This is a genomic window from Pseudonocardia humida, from assembly GCF_023898865.1.
GTDB classification, from domain to species: domain Bacteria; phylum Actinomycetota; class Actinomycetes; order Mycobacteriales; family Pseudonocardiaceae; genus Pseudonocardia; species Pseudonocardia humida.
Window position 1 is genome coordinate 1 of sequence record NZ_JAGSOV010000098.1, and the last position, 17669, is coordinate 17669.

Sequence of the window (17669 nt, forward strand, 5' to 3'; positions counted from 1 at the left end):
GAACGCGGCGATCGCCGGCTACGTCCGCTGGCACAACATCCACGCCGAGCCCAAGGTCAACTTCGCGGTCGGGTCACCGATCCGGACCTGGACCCATTACCCGGCCAAGGCTGCGTGACGGGCCACTCTACAGTCAGCAGGGGTGAGCACGGTATTCCGGGCCGCCGATGAACCGGTCGGGACGCGGCTCGACTACTGGCGGCAGGTCGTTGGCGGCCTGCTCGGCCCGTTGGACCTGCAGGCGCCCGACCAGCCCGACTTCCGCGACCGGCTGTATGTCGGCCAGCTCGGCCTGATCGGGGTCGCCGACGTGTGGGTCGACCAGCCAGGCAGGGGCGACCGCACGGCCCGCCACATCCGCGAGTCGACCCGCGACGAGTACCAGATCGGCGTGCAGATCAGCGGACGCACGATCGTCGAGCAGGGCAACCGGCAGGCTGCCCGTCGGCCGGGCGACATCACCGTCGTCGACCTGTCCCGGCCGGCCCGGTGGGTCACCGGACCCGCCCGGAGCACCACCGTCACCATCCCCCGCGAGCTGCTCCCGCTCCGCCCCGACGACCTCACCGGACTGACCGCCACCCGCATCTCGGGAGACCGGGGTCTCGGGTCGCTGGTCTCCTCGCTGGCCCGGCAGCTTCCGCGGCATCTCGGCACCCTCGACGGGCCCGGCGGGGCGCGTCTCGGTTCGGCCGTCCTTGACGTGATCAGTACCGCGCTGGGGAACCGCATCGACCAGCCTGCCCATGTGCCGTGGCAGACGCGGCAACGCGCCCTGCTGGTGCAGGTCCACGCCTTCATCGAGCGGCATCTCGGCGAGCCGGGGCTGACCCCGCGGACGGTGGCGGCCGCCCACCACATCTCGGTCCGCTACCTGCACAAGCTGTTCGAGACCGAGCAGACCACGGTGGCGGACTGGATCCGCCGCCGCAGGCTGGAGCGGTGTCAGCGGGACCTCCTCGACCCGAGGCTGCGCACCCGAACCGTCAGCGTCATCGCCGCCCGGTGGGGCTTCACGGACCCGGCACACTTCAGCCGCCTGTTCCGGGCCACCTTCGGCGCTTCCCCCGCAGGGTTCCGTTCCGAAGCCCTCGCCCGGGGCGAAATGATCCACATCCACGGCTACCGCAGCCGGTAGACGATCTCGACGCGGCGGTTCTCGGCGCGGTTCTCCTCGTCCGGCACGCCGTCGACCACGTTCGGCCGTCGCGGTTCGCGCTCACCGTGCCCGGTTGCGTCGACGGTCAGTCCGGTGCCGGCCAGACGTTGTTCCAGGGCCGCCTCGACCGCCTCGGCGCGGCGCTGTGAGAGGTCGTCGTTGTAGGCGTCGCTGCCCTGGTCGTCGGCGTGGCCGTGCACCTGGAGACCGCCACGGGCGGACTCACCCGCGATCTTCGCCGCGACCCCGTCGAGCCGGGTGTGCGCGTCGGTGGTCAGTTCGGCGGAGTCGAACGCGAACAGGACGTCCCCGGCGAGCGCGACGGTGACGGTGTCGCCCTCCCGGGACTGCTGCTCCGTGCCGTCCAGCGACTCGACCGCGCCCACGATGTCCTGTACCGCCCCGACGGCGTCGGGCGGTGGCGGATCCGGCTGCTGGGCCAGGGCGGAAGGTGCGGCCACGGCCAGTCCCACGAGGAGCGCGATCAGCGGCCCGGCTCGGGACACGGGATCAGGAAATCGGCACACCGGAGAACGCCCCCAGCGACTTGAGCTCGACGTCGACCTGGGTGACCTCCGGTGGCGGCGCGGTGAAGGTCGCGAAGAACGACGAGGCGTCCCCGGGTGCGAGCGGGTCGGAGGAGGTCTTGCTGCATACGCACTCGCCGTCCTCGCCGCCGCTGCGCGCCACCAGGTAGCGCTTGGCGTTCACCGGGTCGACCAGCGACACCGCGGACACGTCGTAGCCGGTGATGTTGTCGTCCGACATCCGGGTGCCCACGTACCAGGCGCCCGCCGCGTTCTGCTCCACCATGGTGATGTCCCAGGTCAAGGTGATGAGCTCGCCCTGGCGGGTGAGGCCGGTGAGGTCCACCTGCAGGCTCGCGCCGTCGCTGTGCACCTGCACCCGCTGGCCGGCGATCGGCCCGCCCGGCGGAGCGGGCAGCGGAGCGGGCTCGGCGGTAGCACTCAGGTCGGCTGTCGCCGGCGCCTGTGCGGAGGCAGGCGGGTTGACGACGACCGGCTTGCCCGAGCCACAGCCGGCGACGGCGGCCACTGCGGTGACCGCGGAGACTACGCACACCAGCGTTCTCTGCATGGCCCCAGCCTCGTGTGCGGGCCCGCGGACGTCCTTCCGTCGGCGCGCACAGCGGTTGCCGATGCGCGCACAGCCGGCTCGGGTCCACCCGTGCGGCTGTACTCAGGTGGTCCGGGGCGCGAACCTCGCACGGAACTCAGCCGGTGGCATGCCGTAAACCTCCCGGAACAGGCGGTTGAAGTGGGCCGCGCTGCCGAGCCCCCAACGCGCGGCGATCGCATAGACGGGTCGGTGCGCCTGGCCAGGGTCCAGGAGATCGCGGCGGATGCGCTCGAGCCGCCGCTGCCGGATGCGACCGGCCACGCCGTCGCCGGTGGACTCGAACAACCGGTGCAGGTAGCGCAACGAGATGTGGTGGGACTCGGCGATCCTGGCCGGCGACAGATCCGGATCCTCCAGATGGGACTCGATGAAGGCGCCGATCCGCAGCCGCAGATCACCCGCCTGGGTGGCCGGTGGCAGCGCCACCTTGTCGCCGGTCTGCTCGGCCAGGGCGACGGTGAGTAGGTCGAGCACTGCGGTGCCGAGCCGCGCCGTCGACGCACCCACGGTCGCGTCCGCGTGCCGGGGTAGTTGCCGGACCAGACCGGACAACAGCGCGCCGCTGCCCTGGTTCCCGGGAATGCGGATGCCGGCCGGCGGGGCCAGCTCGGGAAGCGGCAGCAACGCCCGCGGGAAGGTCACGAACACCGCCCGCCGGGTGCGATGCAGGCACCGCAACGGGCGCGACAGGTCGATCAGGACGAGGTCGCCCGGCGGCAGTTCGGTACTGCGACCGCCGTGCTCCCCCACCACGGTCCCGCTCACCGCGACGATCATCCGGACCAGCTCCGGATCCGAGTCCACGACGTGTCTGGCCGTGCGCCGGGCCTCCCCCGGGCCCGTGCTCGACTCGCTCACCCGGATGCCGCCGACGGTCAGGCTGAGGATCTCGTCGCGGACGTCGAGTCCCCCGTCGCGCCGGATGTCGTACGGGCCGAGATTGTCCAGGACCACCTGTCGCCAGCGAACCTCGCGGACGTCCACCGGCTGGTCGATGGTCCGGAAGACGGCCCGGGTCGGCGCGCGCCCGTCGAGCCCGGCGTTCACGTTCCACCACCCCTCTGCTCGCTCATCTGCGCCTTGTTCCGTCTCGCTGCAGCCGTTCTGGATCGAGCCGACCCCCGCTCCGCGGCAAGGGCACGGTGCGCTGTCACCTGCACCGTGGTGTCGAGCAACGGCGACGACGCCCGCTCCGAGGATCCGCAGGCTCCCGCCCCTGGCCTGCACCCGGCTCCGTCGTGGTTCCGAGACCTACCACCTCCCGGAGGTTCCCTCAACCAGGAAGGATGACCCGACCGCCGCCCAGGTTCGGGCGGAGTGACAGCGACCTGTCGGAGTCGGTGGCACATCACCCAGGACCGACCCATGGGCACGTGCTGGGCGCCAGCCAGGCCCCACTGCGAGGCGAAGCGGTCGAGGCCAACATGGACGTCGTCAGGGGACCAGCGGAGGACCGACGATGTCGATGCCGTGCGCGCCGGCGATCTCGGTCAGCCGCGACGGGTCGGGAATGTCGTCGCCCTCGCCGGAGGCGGCCGCCGCGAACTGCTCGAACGCGGGCCCATGATGCACGGTCAAATAGCGGGCCGCCTCGCTGGTGACGACGAAGCCATGGGGGCGACCAGCAGGCAACACCGCGGCGCTGCCGGCGCCGGCCTCGTGTTCCTGCCCGTCCACGACGACCCGCAGTGTGCCCTCGAGGACGAGGAAGACCTCGCAGTCGCGGCGGTGCAGGTGCATCGGACTGCCGTGGCCCCGCGCGGCCTCGGTGTCCATCAGCGCGAAGGTTCCAGCGGTGTCCTGACCGGAGACCCGGACGCGGTACCACTGGCCCAGGAAGGGAATCACACGCTGGGTCTCCCGGGTGGTGATCACCGGCGTCACGATCTGGGACGCGGGGCTCGGCTGCGTACCGGTCATGGCCGCGAGTCTGCGCCGAGCGGCGATAACGCGCAAAGCCACTCTGAACAGAGAACGATAACGTCCGTGGTATGGATGCTGGTCCGTATGCTGATCCGGACGACCTGGGCACTCTCAGCGTCGCCCAGCTGCGGGCGGTGTGCGCGGTGGCCGATCGGCTCTCGTTCACTGCCGCCGCTGCCGACCTGGGCCTGACCCAGCCAGCGGTGAGCCGCCTGGTCACCGGGGCGGAGCGGCGACTGGGACTGTTCCTGTTCCACCGGGCGCACCGCTCGGTGGCCCCGCGCGCGGACACCGCCGCAGTCCTCCAGGCCATCCGGTCCGCCCTCGCTGCGCACCAGACTGTGCTGCACCAGGCCCGGGCGGTTCGCCGGGGCGAGTCCGGCGTGCTCCGCGTGGGAGTGCTGCGCGGCGGCTCACCTGCGGTGCTGACGGACACACTGATCCGATTCCGGGTCCGATGGCCCGAAGTACGGCTGAACCTGGCCGAGTATCGCGACGACCAGCTCATCGAGGCGGTGCGCGACGGCCAGGTCGATGTGGCGCTGGCCCGCCTGGCCACAACGATCCCCAGCACGCTGAGCCGCCGTCGGATGCTGCGCGAGCAGCTGCATGCCCTGGTCCCGACCGGGCATCCGCTGGCTGCCCGCGGCGAGATCACGATGTCCGATCTGGCCACCGAGGCGGTCGCCTTCTGGTCGTCGGACGCCCAGCCACGGGGTCGGGCCTGGCTGGCCCACGCACTCGTCACCGCGGGGCACAGCGGCGAGTTGGTGGACGTCACACCCAGCACGGTCGCGGCAACGGTCGCCGCCGGAGCGGCGGTCACCGTGCTGGCCCCGTCGTTCTCCCGGATCCTCGACCTGCGCGGCATCGCGCTGGTGCCAGTGGCCGAGCTGTTCCTGGAGCTGGTGGTGGTGTGGCGGCGCGATGACCCTTCCCCCGCCCTGCACCGCTTCCTGGCCAGTGCTGATCATGCGGCCTCGGCCGGCCCCGGCCAGGCCCGACCCGCTGGTAGCGTCAGCGGCCGGGTGGCCGAAGCGGACCGGTACTTGTGAGGATCGCAGCGATGGCGATGAGTATCCTGGCCGGCGACGAGCCGGCGATCTCCCGTCGGGAGTACTGGCAGCATGTCGCGAGTGCGGCGCTCGGTGCGTTGGATCTCCGGGTGGTCGGGGACATCACCGCCACCGATCGGATCGTTGCCGGTCAGCTCGGTGCGGTGCGGGTGGGGGCGGTGTCGTCGCGCTGGCCTGGTGGGGCCGTGCGCACCGCTCGGCACGTCCGGCGCTCCGCCTCCGACCTCTGCAAGATCGACATTCCGGTCGACGGATCGGGCGTGGTAGCGCAGGACGGCCGCGAGGCGGTGCTGCGGCCGGGGGACTTCGCTCTGGTCGACCTGTCCCGTCCGGCGCGGTGGGCGATGTCGACGCGGCGCGTCATCGCAGTGGTGTTCCCCCGCACGTTGCTGCCGCTGCCCTCGGACCAGCTCCGCCAGGTGACCGCGGTGGCCGTCGGGGGGGATCGCGGGGGTGCGGCGCTGGTGTCCTCGGTGGCCGCGCAGCTGGTCCAGCGGATGGGCGAGTACGAGCCAGCGGAGGCAGTCCGGCTCGGGACGGTTGCCGTCGACCTGCTCGCCTGCGCATTGAGCCCGCTGGTCGACGTCGACATCACTGCGGACGTCCGGGCTAGGGCGCTGGCGGTTCGGGTCGAGGCATTCATCGACGAGCACCTCGCTGATCCGCGGCTGTCGCCGGGCGTTGTTGCGGCTGCGAACCACCTCTCGGTGCGCGCATTGCACCGGATGTTCGAGCAGCGGCACACGAGCGTGTCGGGGTGGATCCGACAGCGGCGGCTGGAGCGATGCCGGCGAGACCTGCTCGACCCGACGCTGAGGGATCGGCCGGTGAGCGCAACGGGAGCGCGGTGGGGATGGACCAACGCGGCGCACTTCAGCCGGGTGTTCCGGGACGCGTACGGTCTCCCGCCGGCCGAGTACCGACAGCGGTTCGTCGGCCGGGTCAGCCCCGGGCCGGCGCCGCCCGGGCCGGGGTGAGCTGGCGGGTGCCGCGCAGGAGGTCGGCGGCGCGCTCGGCGACGGCGATGGTGGGTGCGTTGGTGTTGCCGCGCGGAGCGGCCGGCATCACCGACGCGTCGACCACTCGCAGCCGGTCGACTCCGCGCACCCGCAGGTCGGGGGCGCACACCGCCTCCGAGACCGCGCCCATGGCGCAGCTGCCGGTGAGGTGGAACATCGTGCCCAGGTTGCCGCGGATCCATTCGCGCAGCCCGGCGTCGTCGAGGTGCCTGCTGGGCGCGTGCTCGCCGGTGATGATGCCGGCCAGCGGCGGGTGGTCGGCGATCTGGTGGGCCAGGCGTACGCCTGCGACGAGGGTGTCCAGGTCGGCTTCCTCGGCGAGGTAGCCGGGGTCGATCAGCGGCCGGACGGCCGGGTCGGCGCGCCGCAGGGTGACCGATCCGCGGCTGCGTGCGGCGACCGCGCCGACCAGCAGCGAGACCCCGCGGCGCTGCGGTGGGGACATGTCGGGAGTGGGCGCGGGGCCGGGCAGCAGGCCGAGTTGCAGGTCCGGTGCGGGCAGGTCGTCACGGGTGCGGACGAAGCCGCCGGTCTCGGCGCCGAGGGAGGCCATCGGCCCGGTCCCATCGGCCTCCCACCGGGCCAGGTGCGCGGCCATGCGTTCGGGGGTGGCCTCCTCCCACAAATTCCGGGTGTCGGGGGTGGACCACTCGGGTGTGCAGCGGGGGTGGTCCTGCAGCCCGTGGCCAACCCGTGGACTGTCGACGACGACCGGGATCCCGTGGGCGCGCAGCTGGTCGGCCGGGCCGACGCCGGACAGCAGCAGCAGGTGCGGACTGGCGACGGCGCCGCCGCACAGCAGCACCTCCCGCCCGGCGCGGGCGTCGTGGACGGCGCCGCGGTGGTGATACCGGACGCCGGTGGCCCGGCCGCGGTACAGCAGCACCTTCGTCGCGGCGGCACCGGTGAGCACGGTGAGGTTGGGCCGATTAATCGCCGGGCGCAGGTAGGCGTCCGCGGTGGACCACCGCCGGCCGTCGCGCTGGGTGGCCTGGTAGCGGCCGACGCCGTCCTGGGCGGCGCCGTTGAAGTCTGGGTTGGCCGTCAGCCCGTGGGCGGTCGCGGCGGCCAGCCACGCGTCGGACAGCGGATGGGTGTAGCGCACCTCCTCCACCCGCAGCGGACCGCCGACGCCGTGGAACGTGGAGCCGCCCCGCTGCTGGTCCTCGGCGCGGCGGAAGTACGGCAGCAGGTCGGCATAGCCCCAGCCGGCGCAGCCGTACGTGTCCCGCCAGATGTCGTAGTCCAGCGCGTTGCCGCGGATGTAGACCATCCCGTTGATGGACGAGCCACCGCCGAGGACCCGCCCGCCGGCCAGGAAGACCGGCCGGCCGTCCAGGCACCGCTGCGGGGTGGTGGTGTCGTCGAAGGCGTAGCGGCCGCGCCACAGCGACATGGCTGCCGCCGGGACACGGATCTGCGGGTCGTCGTCAGGCGGGCCGGCCTCCAGCACCAGCACCCGGACCGCGGGACGCTCGCTGAGCCGCGCGGCCAGCACGCAGCCGGCGCTGCCCGCCCCGACGATCACATAGTCGTACTCGTTGGCACGGTCACCCATCTCGATCTCCAGCCTCGTGGTATCCGACGGGGCCTAGCGTCGCGCCGGGAACCGGACAGGGCTGTGCGTTGCGTGCCGGACCCTTGCCGCTGCGCGCCCGGCCAGGTCCGGACGGCGAACCAGGCACGGTGCGGCAACACCGATGCGCGCAGTGGCAAGACCGGGCGGTGGCCGACGAACCAGGCTCGGCGTCTGGCGGCGGTCGTTGCCCACAAGGTCGTCAACAGCTCGCCCTGCCAGGGCACGAAGCTCCCCAAACGGCTCCCCGTCGAGGTGACTCCGCTCGCCACAGCCACCGTCCACGCTCTCGCCGACGCCGTCCCCGAGCGCTACCGCGCGCTGGTCGTCCTGGCCGCCGGCACCGGAATGCGCCAAGGCGAATGCTTCGGCCTCGACATCGACCACCTCGATCTCGACAACCACAGCCTCCGCGTCGAGCAGCAGCTCGTCCTCCTCCCCTACCGCGATCCGTTCCTGGGACCGCCGAAGACTCCGGCCTCGCACCGGACAATCCCACTGCCGCAGGTCGTCGTCGACACCCTGACCCGCCACCTGATCAGTTCCCCATCCGGCACCCGGACCGGCTCCTCTTCACCGACAACCACGGCAACGCTCTACGCCGGACCCGGTTCTCCCGCGAGATCTGGCGCCCAACCGTCACAGCCGTAGGAGCCCGTCACGGAACCGGGTTCCACGACCTGCGCCACTACTACGCCTCGCTGCTCATTCGGCACGGCGAATCCGTGAAGACCGTCCAACGCCGACTCGGCCACGCCACCGCCGCCGAGACCCTGGACACCTACGCGCGCCTCTGGCCGGACTCCGACGAGCGCACCCGCGAGGCGATCGACTCCGTCCTGCGGTCATCGCGACACGAGCGGTCCGCAGCCCAGCCGTCCCGGGCGAGTCAACCCGGTCCGGCACAGAGCGGCCCGGCCCGCTGACCCACCGCGGCCGCACCTCGCGACACGCGAGAAACATCACGCAACGTGACTACGAGCTACTCCCAAGTTGATCGTCCACACAGGACGATCAACTCATCGCGTCGGTCCCGTGTGCCATGGATGTGCCATGAAAACGATCACTGAGCGCATTTCCCCGGTTCACAGGCTTGAGGCGGACGAGCTGGCCTGTAAGCCGGATCCTGTTCCCGGGGGCCTTGCGGCCCGCCGTTCGGCGACCATCCATCTAGGCCCACCGTCGCCGGTGGGCTCGTGCGACCTACCCGCAGGCTCGGACGGGCCGCCCTCGAACGCCTGCGCAGCCGCCCCGGGAGGCGGCCTCTTGGTCTTGCTCCGGGTGGGGTTTACCGAGCCACCCCGGTCACCCGGGGTGCTGGTGGTCTCTTACACCACCGTTTCACCCTTACCGCGGGGTCCTGGGACCCCGTGGCGGTCTGTTCTCTGTGGCACTTTCCCGCGGGTCGCCCCGGGTTGCCGTTGACAACCACCCTGCCCTGCGGAGTCCGGACTTTCCTCGGCGGCGGGTCGCCCCGCCGACGCGGCCGCCCGGCCAACTCGTCCGCACGTCAACCCTACCGCTGGGCGCTGACCACCCGGACAGGAGCACCGGGTCGCGTCCGGCACATGGCGGGGCGGGGGCGTGCCGGGCGGGATAGCGTTCGCGGCGTGATCGACGCGTCGCCGGGAGCACTGGTGTTCCTGCTGGTTGCAGGGCTGCTGGCGGGTGGGATCAACGGGGTGGCCGGTGGGGGGTCGCTGCTGGTGTTCCCGGCGCTGCTCGCCGTGGGGTTCAGCCCGCTCGCCGCCAACGTCACCAACTCGGTGGCCCAGTGGCCGGGCTACGTGGGCATCGTGGCCGGTACCCGTAAGGACCTGGTCGGGCAGCGCAGGCGGGTGCTGCACACCGTGCCCGTCGCGGCGGTCGGGTCGGCGGTGGGGTGCGTGCTGCTGCTCGTGCTGCCGGACGCGGTGTTCGACGCCGTCGTGCCCGCGCTGGTGCTGGCGGCCAGCGCGTTGACCGCGCTCGGGCCGCGGATCCGCACGTGGATCGGGACGCCGGAGCCGGGGGCGCCCGACCGGCTCGTCACGCTGCTGCCCGCCGTCTTCTTCGCCGGTGTGTACGGCGGCTACTTCGGGGGCGCGCTGGGGGTCATCCTGATCGCCACCCTGCAGCTGTGCACGAACGACACCCTGCGCCGGCTCAACGCGCTCAAGGCGCTGCTGACGCTGCTGGTGGCCACGGTGACGGTGGTCATCTTCGCGGTGGGGGCGCCGGTGGACTGGCTGGCCGTGGCCCTCCTGGCGCCCACGACGCTGGTCGGCGGGTACCTCGGGGGCGCGCTCGCGCGGCGGCTGCCCGAGACCGTGCTGCGCTGGTCGGTGGTGGTGGTCGGCACGGCGGTCGGCGTCTACCTCATCGTCACCTGAGTGCTGCCTCTCGCCTTCGCGGCGCGCTGCTGGCCGCGGTGCTCGTGGCGGCCGTCGACCGGCCGGGCGGGCTGCCGGAGGCGGTCGTGGCGGTGCCGGCGGCCGGGCCGGCCGTCGTCGCCGGGCTGGTCGGGGCCGACGTCGCGCTGGCCGAGATCGTGGAGCTCGCGCCGACCGTGGGGTTCCTGGCCGCCGTACCTCGCCCTGGGCCGACCTGGACGGCCTGTTCGGGCGGCTCGGCGGCGCGTTGACCAGGGCGTCGGCCGGGAAGCCTGGCCGGCTGTCGTGCTGGTCGTGCCGGCCACGGCGGGCACGATGGCGGTGCTGGGCCTGGGCCGGCGGGGGTGCTGCTGACGCCGGTCGTGCTGGCCACCGTCGACCACGGCCGCGACGTGCGCCCGCACCTGTACGCCTGCGGGCACCTGGCACTCGGCGTCCCGCTGCTGCCGGTCTCCACCCTCACCAACCTGCTCGCCCTGGGCGCCGGCGGGTTGACGTTCCTCGGGTTCGCCGCGCTGATGGCGCTGCCGTGGGTGGGCGGTGGTTCCGCGGGAGCCTCCGGACGTCCGAGGAGCGCGAGCCGCCGCAACGCACGGCCGTGCCCCGGTTCGCGCTGCTCGTCGTGGGGTCGACGCCCGGCGGGTTCGGGGCGGCGTCGCTGGTGCGCCGCCGGATCGCCCCGCTGCGGCTGGTCGCCTCGGCGTCACCGCAGTTCTGCCTGTTCGTGCTGGCCGTCGGGGCGCTGGACACCGTGTGGCCGACCGAGCCGACGCTGCTCGGGATGGCGGCGCTGGCCGGCGTGGTCGACAACCTGCCGGCCGCGCTGCTGCTCGGGTGATCGGGCGGGCGCGCCCGGGCTGCTGCTCGGGGTGGACATCGGCCCGAACCTGACCTACGCCGGGTCCCTGGCCACCCCTGCTGTGGCGGGTGCACCGCCGTCGGCGCGCTGACCACGCCACTCACCCCCGCGGCCGCGGTCGTCGCGCTGTGGGCCGTGCGCTGACCGATGAGCGGGACCGGTCCGGCCGGTCCTACCCCCATGACGAACCTGCCGGAGATTGTCTCGCGCGAGGAGTGGTTGGCGGCCCGCATCGAGCTGCTGGCCCGCGAGAAGGAGCTCACCAGGGCCCGCGACGAGCTCAACGCCGCCCGCCGCGAGCTGCCGATGGTCAGGGTGGACGAGCCCTACGTGTTCGAGGGGCCCGCCGGCCCCGTCACGCTGCTGGAGATGTTCGAGGGCAGGCGCCAGCTGCTGGTGCACCACTTCATGTGGAACTACGACCTCGCCGCCGACGGCACCGAGACCCCCAAGGACGTCGGCTGCCCGAGCTGCTCGGCCACGGCCGACGACATCGGGGACCTGACCCACCTGCACGTCCGCGACACGACGCTGGCCGCGGTGTCCCGCGCGCCGCAGGACAAGATCGGGCCGTTCCGGGCCAGGATGGGCTGGAGCTTCCCCTGGTACTCCTCGGCGGGCACCGCGTTCAACCACGACTTCCACGCCACCGTCGACGAGCGGGTGGCGCCGGTGCTGCTCAACTACCGCACAGAGCGGCAGCTGGCCGAGGTCGGTGTCGAGTGGGGTCCGGCGCGACGGGGCGACTACCCGGGGCTGAGCGCGTTCGTCCGCGACGGCGACGAGGTCTTCCACACCTACTCGACGTTCGCCCGCGGTCTGGAGCAGCCCGGCGGCACCAGCGCCTACCTCGACCTGACCGCGCTCGGCCGGCAGGAGGCCTGGGAGCGCCCGCCGGGGCGGGCGAGCGGCACGGGGGCCGGGGCCGGGAGCGTCGACCTGCGCTTCCACGACGAGTACGACCCCCGCGACGTCGACCCGCGCCACCCCTGAGCCCCATCGAGAACGAACTTGGCGTCGTTTTGGACCGGTCCAACTGACGACAACTTCGTTCTCGACGGGGGCGGGTCAGTGGGTGAGGGCTTCCAGGGTCGGGACGAGGGAGGCGGGCTCGGGGAGGGCCGCGATCTCGGCCGCGACGTCCTGGCCGGCCCGGCGCAACGCGGCGTCCTCGACGAGCCGGGTGAGGTCGTCGGCGGTGATCCGCTTCGCCGGCGCAGCCAGCCCGACCCCCCGCCGGACGACGAGCTCGGCGTTGTAGCGGCGGTCGCCCGCCCCCGGCACGACGAGCTGCGGGACTCCGCGGGCCAGCGCCTGCACGAGGCTGCCCGCGCCGCCGTGGTGCACCAGCGCGGCAGCGTGCCGCAACGCCCGGTCGAGCGGGATCCAGCCGGTGGCCCGAACGTTCGACGGCAGGGTCTTGACCCTGCCCCGGACCAGCACGAACTCGGCGTCGACCCGGTCGGCGGCGGCGACGACGGCCGCGGTCGGGTCGCCACCGGACGGGCCGATCGTGGAGTGGCTGACCAGCACGCGGGGCCGCGCGCCGGGCTCGGCCAGCCACCCGGGCAGCTCACCGGCGCCCGAGGACGGGACCGCCCGCATCCGGGGGCCGGGGCGCTCCCCCACCATGCTCGGCGGGCCGGTGCGGATGGTGACGGCGGGTCGGAGCGCGTCGACGCGGTAGTGGTCGAGCACGCGGCGCAGCCGCGCGTCGGCCGCGGTGACCGCCAGCAGGTCCGCGCCGTCCCACAGGTTGCTCTCCTGCAGCACCGCGGGCACCCCGACGACCGCCGCGGCCAGCGCGCCCGAGGCCGCCAGCGACTCCTGCAGCACGAGGTCCGGACGCCACTGGCGGGCCAGCGCGACCACCCCGTCGGCCATCCGGGCGTTGATCGCGCCGAACAACCTGCCGACCATCCGGGTGCCCGCACGGCCGCTCATCTCCAGCGCGGCGAGCCGGGGGCGGGCGAGCGCGATCGGTGCCGCGATGCGGCCCATCGACAGCGCGCCGAGGACGTCCCGCACGGGGATGTCGCCGGTGTCGACGGAGGCGGCGTCGCCGCCGGTGACGATCAGGACGTCGTGCCCGGCGGCGCGCAGGGCCCCGGCCAGCGGCAGCAGCGGAGTCAGGTGCCCCACCAGTGGCGCGGCGACCGCGAGGACCTTCATGCCCGCCGAGCCTACCTCTACAGGTGTAGAGCGGCTCTCAGCCGACGGGGTGGTGGCTCGTGTCGTTGACCAGCCGCACGCTCGCCCCGCCGTCGGGGTAGAAGGTGGCCTCGCTCAGCGAGGCCAGGTCGAGGTGCAGCCGGTAGAGGATCCCGGGCCCGCCGTCCAGCGCGGTGCGCAGCAGCAGCTTGATCGGGGTCACGTGGCTGACCAGGACGACCGTCGCCCCGGGGAACTCCTCGATCACGGCGAGGCGCTCGGCGTCGACCCGGCGCCCGACGTCGGTGAAGCTCTCCCCACCCGGCGCCGCGACCTCCTCCGAGCCCAGCCAGCGCGCGTGCAGCTCCGGGTTGCGGGCGCGGGCCTCGCTGAAGGTGAGCCCCTCCCAGCCGCCGAAGTCGGTCTCGATCAGCCGCTCGCGCACGAGCAGCGGGGCGCCGGTGGCCTCCGCGACCGCCGATGCGGTCTGCCGGGCCCGCCGCAGGGGCGAGGTCAGCACGGCCGCGACGTCCGGCACGGCGGCCAGCCGGGCCGCGGCCGCCGCGGCCTGCTGGTGGCCCAGCTCGGTGAGCTCGGGGTCGCCGTGGCCTGAGTAGCGCCGCTCCACCGACAGCGCGGTCTGGCCGTGGCGCAGCAGCAGCATCCGCGTCGGGACGCCCTTCTGCCCGGTCCAGGACGCCGACGCCTGGGCGGTGCCCGCGGCCGAGCTGCGCAGCTCCGTCATCGCGCGCCCCGCCGTCGGTACGACACCTGATAGAGCAGCTGCGAGTCCATCCGAACCTCCACCTTCACCCGCTCGTCCTCACAGACCGGAATCGGCCGACCGGACGAGGATGGTCCCGCACTCCTCGCAGTAGACGACCTCGTCGGCGGGCGCGCCCCGCAGGTCGGCGAGCGCGGTGCGGTCCAGCTCCAACCGGCAGGCCTGGCAGCGCCGCGCCACCAGCTTCGCCGCGCCGACGCCGCGCTGCGCGCGGCGCTTCTCGTAGGCGGCCAGCAGGTCGGCGGGCACGTCGGCGACGACCTTCTCCCGGTCGCGGAGCCGCCCGGCCTCGGCGGAGTCGATGTCCTGCAGCGCGGTGTCGCGGCGGCGGGTGATCTCGGTCAGCCGCTGCTCGGCCGCGGAGACCTCGCCGCGGACGTGGTCGACGTCGATGCCGATTGCCTCGCGCTGCTCCATGACCTCGAGCTGCTCGTCCTCGAGCACGCTCTGGCGCCGGGCCAGGGTCTCCAGCTCGTGCTGCAGGTCGGCGGCTTGCTTGGCGCCGATCCCGGCACCGGCCAGCATCGCGTTGTCGCGGTCGGTGCGCGCCCGCACGCCCTCGACGTCGCGCTCGAGCCTGCGGATGTCGCGGTCGAGGTCGCCTGCGGCGGTCTCCACCTCGACGAGCTTGTCGCGCCCCGAGCGCAGCGCCGCCTCCGCCTCGGAGAGCTCGGCGTGCTCGGGCAGCGTGCGCCGTCGGTGGGCGAGCCGGTTGAGCTCGGCGTCGACCTCGGCCAGGTCGAGCAACCGGCGCTGGACGGCGGGTTCGGCTTTCACTGCGGAGCTCCTCCTTGCTGGGAGCCGGTCCCCAGGCTCCACGGATCCGTCCGCCGGTGCGAGACGCGGACCTCGACGCTACCGCCCAGTGCCCGGCGCAGGACGTCGGCGGCCTGGGCGCACCACGGCCATTCCGACGCCCAGTGCGCCACGTCGACCAGCGCCGGTGTCCCCCGCCCGGCCAGGGAGCCGGCGAGCAGGTGCTCGGCGGCCGGGTGGTGGCGCAGGTCGGCGGTGACGTAGGCGTCGACGCCGGCGCGCACGGCGTCGGACAGGGCCGAGTCGCCCGCGCCGCCGCACACCGCGACGCGCCGGACCGGCCGGTCGGGGTCGCCCGCGGCGCGCACGCCCCACGCGGTGGCGGGCAGGGCCGCGGCCACCCGCTCGGTGAAGGCCGAGAGCGGCTCGGCGACCGGCAGCACCCCGATCCGGCCGAGCCCGCGCGTCGAGGGGATGTCGGCCAGCTCCAGCAGGTCGAACGCCGGCTCCTCGTAGGGGTGCGCGGCCCGCAACGCGGCGACGACGGCGGCGCGCCGGTGGCGGGGCAGCACCATCTCCAGCTTCGTCTCGGCCACCCGCTCCAGCCGGCCGACCTCGCCGATCGTCGGGTTCGCCCCGGCCAGCGGCTTGAACTGGCCGGTCCCCGCGGTGGCGAACGAGCAGTGGCTGTAGTCGCCGATGCGGCCGGCCCCGGCGTCGGACAGGGCGTCGTGCACGGCGGTGATGGCGGGCCCGACCGGGATGAAGGTGATGATCTTGTCGAGCGGTTCGGTCGGGGCCGGGACCAGCGGTCCGTCGACCCGCAGGCCGATCGCCTGGGCCAGCGCGTCGGAGACGCCGGGGTCGGCGGAGTCGGCGTTGGTGTGCGCCGTGAACAGGGCGGTGCCGCCGCGGATGAGCCGGTGCAGCAGGGCGCCCTTCGGCGTGTCGGCGCCGACGCCGTGCACGCCGCGCAGCAGCAGGGGGTGGTGGGTGACCAGCAGCTGGGCCTGTCCGACGGCCTCGTCCACCGTCTCGACGACGGGGTCGACCGCGACGAGGACGCGCGAGACCGGCTCGTCGGGGTCGCCGCAGGCCAGCCCGACGGCGTCCCAGTCGGCGGCCAGCGCCGGCGGGTAGGCGGCCTCCAGCGCGGCGATCGCGTCGCCCACGGTCGCGCTCACGCGGGCACCGCCGTCAGCGCCTCGGCGAGCGCGGCGACCAGGCGGGCCACCTGGTCGGCCGGGCGCACGGCCACCCGGAGGTGGTCGGGGCCCAGACCGGGGAAGGTGTCGGCGCGGCGCACGGCGATGCCGGCCGCGCGCAGCGCCGTGCGGACGGGCTCGCCGCGGCCGTCGGGCAGGCGCAGGAGCAGGTAGGGCGCCCGACCGGGCAGCACGGTGACCCCGTCGACGGCGGTGAGCGCGGCCGCCTGCTCGGCGCGCATGGCGACCAGCCGCTCGGCCGCCCGCTCGGACTCGGCGACGGCGGGCGGCTCGGCGCAGGCCAGGACGGCCTCCAGCGCGAGCGTGGACACCGGCCACGGCGGGCGCGGCGCGGCCAGCCGGGCCAGCAGCGCGGGCTCGCCGACGGCGTAGCCGGCGCGCAGCCCGGCCAGCGCCCAGGTCTTGGTCAGGCTGCGGAACACCAGCAGCCCGGGCAGCCGCCGCCCGGCCAGCGACTCCGGCTCGCCCGGGACGGCGTCGGCGAAGGCCTCGTCGACCAGCAGCACCCGGCCGGGCGCGGCCAGCGCCGCCACGTCGTCGGCGGGGTGCAGGACGCCGGTCGGGTTCGTGGGGTTGCCGACCACGACGAGGTCGGCGGCCGCGGGGACCGCGTCGGGACGCAGGCGGTGGCCGTCGGACTCGTCGGTGAGCACGCGGACGACGTCGACACCGGCGTCGCGCAGCGCGGCCTCCGGCTCGGTGAAGCCCGGGTGCACGACCGCGGCCAGCCGCGGGCGCAGCGCGGGCAGCAGCGCGAACCCCTCCGCGCTCCCGGCCAGGACCAGTACCTCGTCGGCCCGACGACCGTGGCGGGTGGCGACCGCCTCCCGGGCCGCGGCGTCGTGCGCGGCCACGGGGTAGCGGCCCAGGCCGTCCAGGCAGCCGGCGAGGCGGTCGCGCAGCCACCGCGGCGGGCCGTCGCCCTGGACGTTGACCGCGAAGTCGAGCAGGCCCGGTTCCGCGTCGACGTCGCCGTGGTGGCGCAGGGCCTCCCGGTGATCCATGCGGCAACCCTACGGTGAGCGGACCGGCCCGGATCGGCGACACTGATCGCATGTGGAGCCACCCGACGAGCACCGTCCGCTGACCGTGCTCTCGATCGTCTTCGTCTGCACCGGCAACATCTGCCGCTCCCCCATCGCCGAGAAGGTCTTCGTGCACGAGCTGGAGCGCGCCGGGCTCGCCGACCGCGTCAAGGTCAGCAGCGCGGGCACCACGGGCTGGCACGTGGGCTCCCCGGCCGACGAGCGCGCCTCCGCCCTGCTGCGGGCCGAGGGGTACGTCGTCACGCACGCCGCGCGCCTGATCGACGCCGAGCAGCTGGGCGCCGACCTGCTGGTGGCCCTCGACCACGAGCACCGCCGCTCGTTGCAGGCGCTGGTGCCCGAGCCCGCGCGGGTCCGGCTGCTGCGCTCGTTCGACCCGGACGCCCCTCCCGGCGCCGAGGTCCCCGACCCGTACTACGCCGACGACGCCGCGTTCGGCGCGGTGCTGGCGATGGTCCGGGCCGCGGTGCCGGGCCTGGTCGACTGGGTCCGCGAGAACTCGTGACCCCGCCCGATCCCCGTCGAGAACGAAAGCGGCGGGCGTGGGTGGGGGGACCAAAGACCGCCGGGGTGGTGCGCGCG

At 74.1% G+C, this 17669-nt stretch carries 20 protein-coding genes and 1 other RNA gene; 10 read left to right on the forward strand and 11 right to left on the reverse strand.

Annotated elements, in window-relative coordinates; genetic code table 11:
* The first annotated feature begins 142 nt into the window (after positions 1–142).
* Positions 143–1138: an AraC-like ligand-binding domain-containing protein gene (locus KDL28_RS41955; RefSeq protein ID WP_252446442.1), complete on the forward strand. Its 996-nt coding sequence runs from the start codon at positions 143–145 to the stop codon at positions 1136–1138.
* Here KDL28_RS41955 and KDL28_RS41960 read toward each other — a convergent pair.
* The 4 genes from KDL28_RS41960 to KDL28_RS38555 all read right to left on the reverse strand — a co-directional run bounded on the left by KDL28_RS41960 (position 1123) and on the right by KDL28_RS38555 (position 4219).
* Positions 1123–1665 (reverse strand): OmpA family protein, encoded by a 543-nt coding sequence (locus KDL28_RS41960; protein ID WP_252446443.1) that lies wholly within the window; start codon positions 1663–1665, stop codon positions 1123–1125. The two genes, KDL28_RS41955 and KDL28_RS41960, sit on opposite strands and share 16 nt — an antisense overlap.
* A 4-nt stretch (positions 1666–1669) precedes the next feature.
* Positions 1670–2257 (reverse strand): hypothetical protein, encoded by a 588-nt coding sequence (locus KDL28_RS38545; RefSeq protein ID WP_252446444.1) that lies wholly within the window; start codon positions 2255–2257, stop codon positions 1670–1672.
* Positions 2258–2359: 102 nt separating this feature from the next.
* Entirely contained in the window at positions 2360–3346 is a 987-nt protein-coding gene (locus KDL28_RS38550; protein WP_252446445.1) for a helix-turn-helix domain-containing protein, read from the reverse strand.
* Between the two features lie 387 nt (positions 3347–3733).
* Positions 3734–4219, reverse strand: a complete 486-nt coding sequence (locus tag KDL28_RS38555; RefSeq protein WP_252446446.1) for a cupin domain-containing protein — start codon at positions 4217–4219, stop codon at positions 3734–3736.
* A 71-nt stretch (positions 4220–4290) separates the two neighbouring features.
* Between KDL28_RS38555 and KDL28_RS38560 the strand changes: the two genes are divergently transcribed.
* The gene (locus KDL28_RS38560; protein WP_252446447.1) at positions 4291–5277 is read left to right on the forward strand and encodes a LysR family transcriptional regulator; all 987 of its coding nucleotides are present in this window, start codon (positions 4291–4293) and stop codon (positions 5275–5277) included.
* An 11-nt stretch (positions 5278–5288) separates the two neighbouring features.
* On the forward strand, positions 5289–6275 hold the full coding sequence (locus KDL28_RS38565) for a helix-turn-helix domain-containing protein (protein WP_252446448.1): 987 nt from the start codon (positions 5289–5291) through the stop codon (positions 6273–6275).
* Here the strand turns inward: KDL28_RS38565 and KDL28_RS38570 are convergent.
* Positions 6241–7875: a GMC family oxidoreductase gene (locus KDL28_RS38570; RefSeq protein ID WP_252446449.1), complete on the reverse strand. Its 1635-nt coding sequence runs from the start codon at positions 7873–7875 to the stop codon at positions 6241–6243. The genes KDL28_RS38565 and KDL28_RS38570 overlap by 35 nt on opposite strands.
* Before the next feature lie 72 nt (positions 7876–7947).
* On the opposite strand from KDL28_RS38570, the gene KDL28_RS38575 reads away from it, so the two are divergent.
* Positions 7948–8544 (forward strand): site-specific integrase, encoded by a 597-nt coding sequence (locus KDL28_RS38575; protein ID WP_252446450.1) that lies wholly within the window; start codon positions 7948–7950, stop codon positions 8542–8544.
* Positions 8442–8819, forward strand: coding sequence for a tyrosine-type recombinase/integrase (locus KDL28_RS42350; protein WP_372497177.1), 378 nt, complete (start codon positions 8442–8444; stop codon positions 8817–8819). Before KDL28_RS38575 ends, KDL28_RS42350 begins: the two co-directional genes overlap by 103 nt.
* Before the next feature lie 173 nt (positions 8820–8992).
* On the opposite strand, the gene rnpB is transcribed toward KDL28_RS42350, so the two are convergent.
* Positions 8993–9395, reverse strand: an RNA gene (rnpB, locus tag KDL28_RS38580) — RNase P RNA component class A.
* Positions 9396–9503: 108 nt separating this feature from the next.
* Here rnpB and KDL28_RS38585 point away from each other — a divergent pair.
* The 4 genes from KDL28_RS38585 to KDL28_RS38600 all read left to right on the forward strand — a co-directional run bounded on the left by KDL28_RS38585 (position 9504) and on the right by KDL28_RS38600 (position 12117).
* A complete protein-coding gene (locus KDL28_RS38585; RefSeq protein WP_252446451.1) occupies positions 9504–10265 on the forward strand; it encodes a sulfite exporter TauE/SafE family protein in 762 nt (253 codons plus the stop codon).
* A 38-nt stretch (positions 10266–10303) separates the two neighbouring features.
* On the forward strand, positions 10304–10516 hold the full coding sequence (locus tag KDL28_RS38590; RefSeq protein WP_252446452.1) for a hypothetical protein: 213 nt from the start codon (positions 10304–10306) through the stop codon (positions 10514–10516).
* A 347-nt stretch (positions 10517–10863) separates the two neighbouring features.
* A complete protein-coding gene (locus KDL28_RS38595) occupies positions 10864–11103 on the forward strand; it encodes a hypothetical protein (RefSeq protein WP_252446453.1) in 240 nt (79 codons plus the stop codon).
* Between the two features lie 201 nt (positions 11104–11304).
* Positions 11305–12117, forward strand: a complete 813-nt coding sequence (locus KDL28_RS38600; RefSeq protein WP_252446454.1) for a DUF899 domain-containing protein — start codon at positions 11305–11307, stop codon at positions 12115–12117.
* Positions 12118–12192: 75 nt separating this feature from the next.
* Here the strand turns inward: KDL28_RS38600 and KDL28_RS38605 are convergent, their stop codons facing one another.
* The 5 genes from KDL28_RS38605 to cobC all read right to left on the reverse strand — a co-directional run bounded on the left by KDL28_RS38605 (position 12193) and on the right by cobC (position 17045).
* A complete protein-coding gene (locus tag KDL28_RS38605; protein WP_252446455.1) occupies positions 12193–13296 on the reverse strand; it encodes a glycosyltransferase in 1104 nt (367 codons plus the stop codon).
* Between the two features lie 37 nt (positions 13297–13333).
* Positions 13334–14020: a histidine phosphatase family protein gene (locus tag KDL28_RS38610; protein WP_308216131.1), complete on the reverse strand. Its 687-nt coding sequence runs from the start codon at positions 14018–14020 to the stop codon at positions 13334–13336.
* A 78-nt stretch (positions 14021–14098) separates the two neighbouring features.
* Positions 14099–14836 (reverse strand): zinc ribbon domain-containing protein, encoded by a 738-nt coding sequence (locus KDL28_RS38615; RefSeq protein ID WP_252446456.1) that lies wholly within the window; start codon positions 14834–14836, stop codon positions 14099–14101.
* Positions 14833–15999: a Nif3-like dinuclear metal center hexameric protein gene (locus tag KDL28_RS38620; RefSeq protein WP_252446457.1), complete on the reverse strand. Its 1167-nt coding sequence runs from the start codon at positions 15997–15999 to the stop codon at positions 14833–14835. The genes KDL28_RS38615 and KDL28_RS38620 overlap by 4 nt, the downstream gene beginning before the upstream one ends.
* Positions 15996–17045, reverse strand: a complete 1050-nt coding sequence (gene cobC / locus KDL28_RS38625; RefSeq protein ID WP_252446458.1) for an Rv2231c family histidinol phosphate aminotransferase CobC — start codon at positions 17043–17045, stop codon at positions 15996–15998. Before cobC ends, KDL28_RS38620 begins: the two co-directional genes overlap by 4 nt.
* 52 nt (positions 17046–17097) lie before the next feature.
* Between cobC and KDL28_RS38630 the strand changes: the two genes are divergently transcribed.
* On the forward strand, positions 17098–17592 hold the full coding sequence (locus tag KDL28_RS38630; RefSeq protein WP_308216132.1) for a low molecular weight protein-tyrosine-phosphatase: 495 nt from the start codon (positions 17098–17100) through the stop codon (positions 17590–17592).
* Positions 17593–17669 lie beyond the last annotated feature (77 nt).

Coding starts and splice junctions, on each gene's coding strand:
- cobC (WP_252446458.1), bottom strand. CDS start 17,045: ATGGATCACCGGGAGGCCCTGCGCCACCACGGCGACGTCGACGCGGAA.
- KDL28_RS38555 (WP_252446446.1), bottom strand. CDS start 4,219: ATGACCGGTACGCAGCCGAGCCCCGCGTCCCAGATCGTGACGCCGGTG.
- KDL28_RS38570 (WP_252446449.1), bottom strand. CDS start 7,875: ATGGGTGACCGTGCCAACGAGTACGACTATGTGATCGTCGGGGCGGGC.
- KDL28_RS38605 (WP_252446455.1), bottom strand. CDS start 13,296: ATGAAGGTCCTCGCGGTCGCCGCGCCACTGGTGGGGCACCTGACTCCG.
- KDL28_RS38560 (WP_252446447.1), top strand. CDS start 4,291: ATGGATGCTGGTCCGTATGCTGATCCGGACGACCTGGGCACTCTCAGC.
- KDL28_RS38600 (WP_252446454.1), top strand. CDS start 11,305: ATGACGAACCTGCCGGAGATTGTCTCGCGCGAGGAGTGGTTGGCGGCC.
- KDL28_RS38610 (WP_308216131.1), bottom strand. CDS start 14,020: ATGACGGAGCTGCGCAGCTCGGCCGCGGGCACCGCCCAGGCGTCGGCG.
- KDL28_RS38565 (WP_252446448.1), top strand. CDS start 5,289: ATGGCGATGAGTATCCTGGCCGGCGACGAGCCGGCGATCTCCCGTCGG.
- KDL28_RS38545 (WP_252446444.1), bottom strand. CDS start 2,257: ATGCAGAGAACGCTGGTGTGCGTAGTCTCCGCGGTCACCGCAGTGGCC.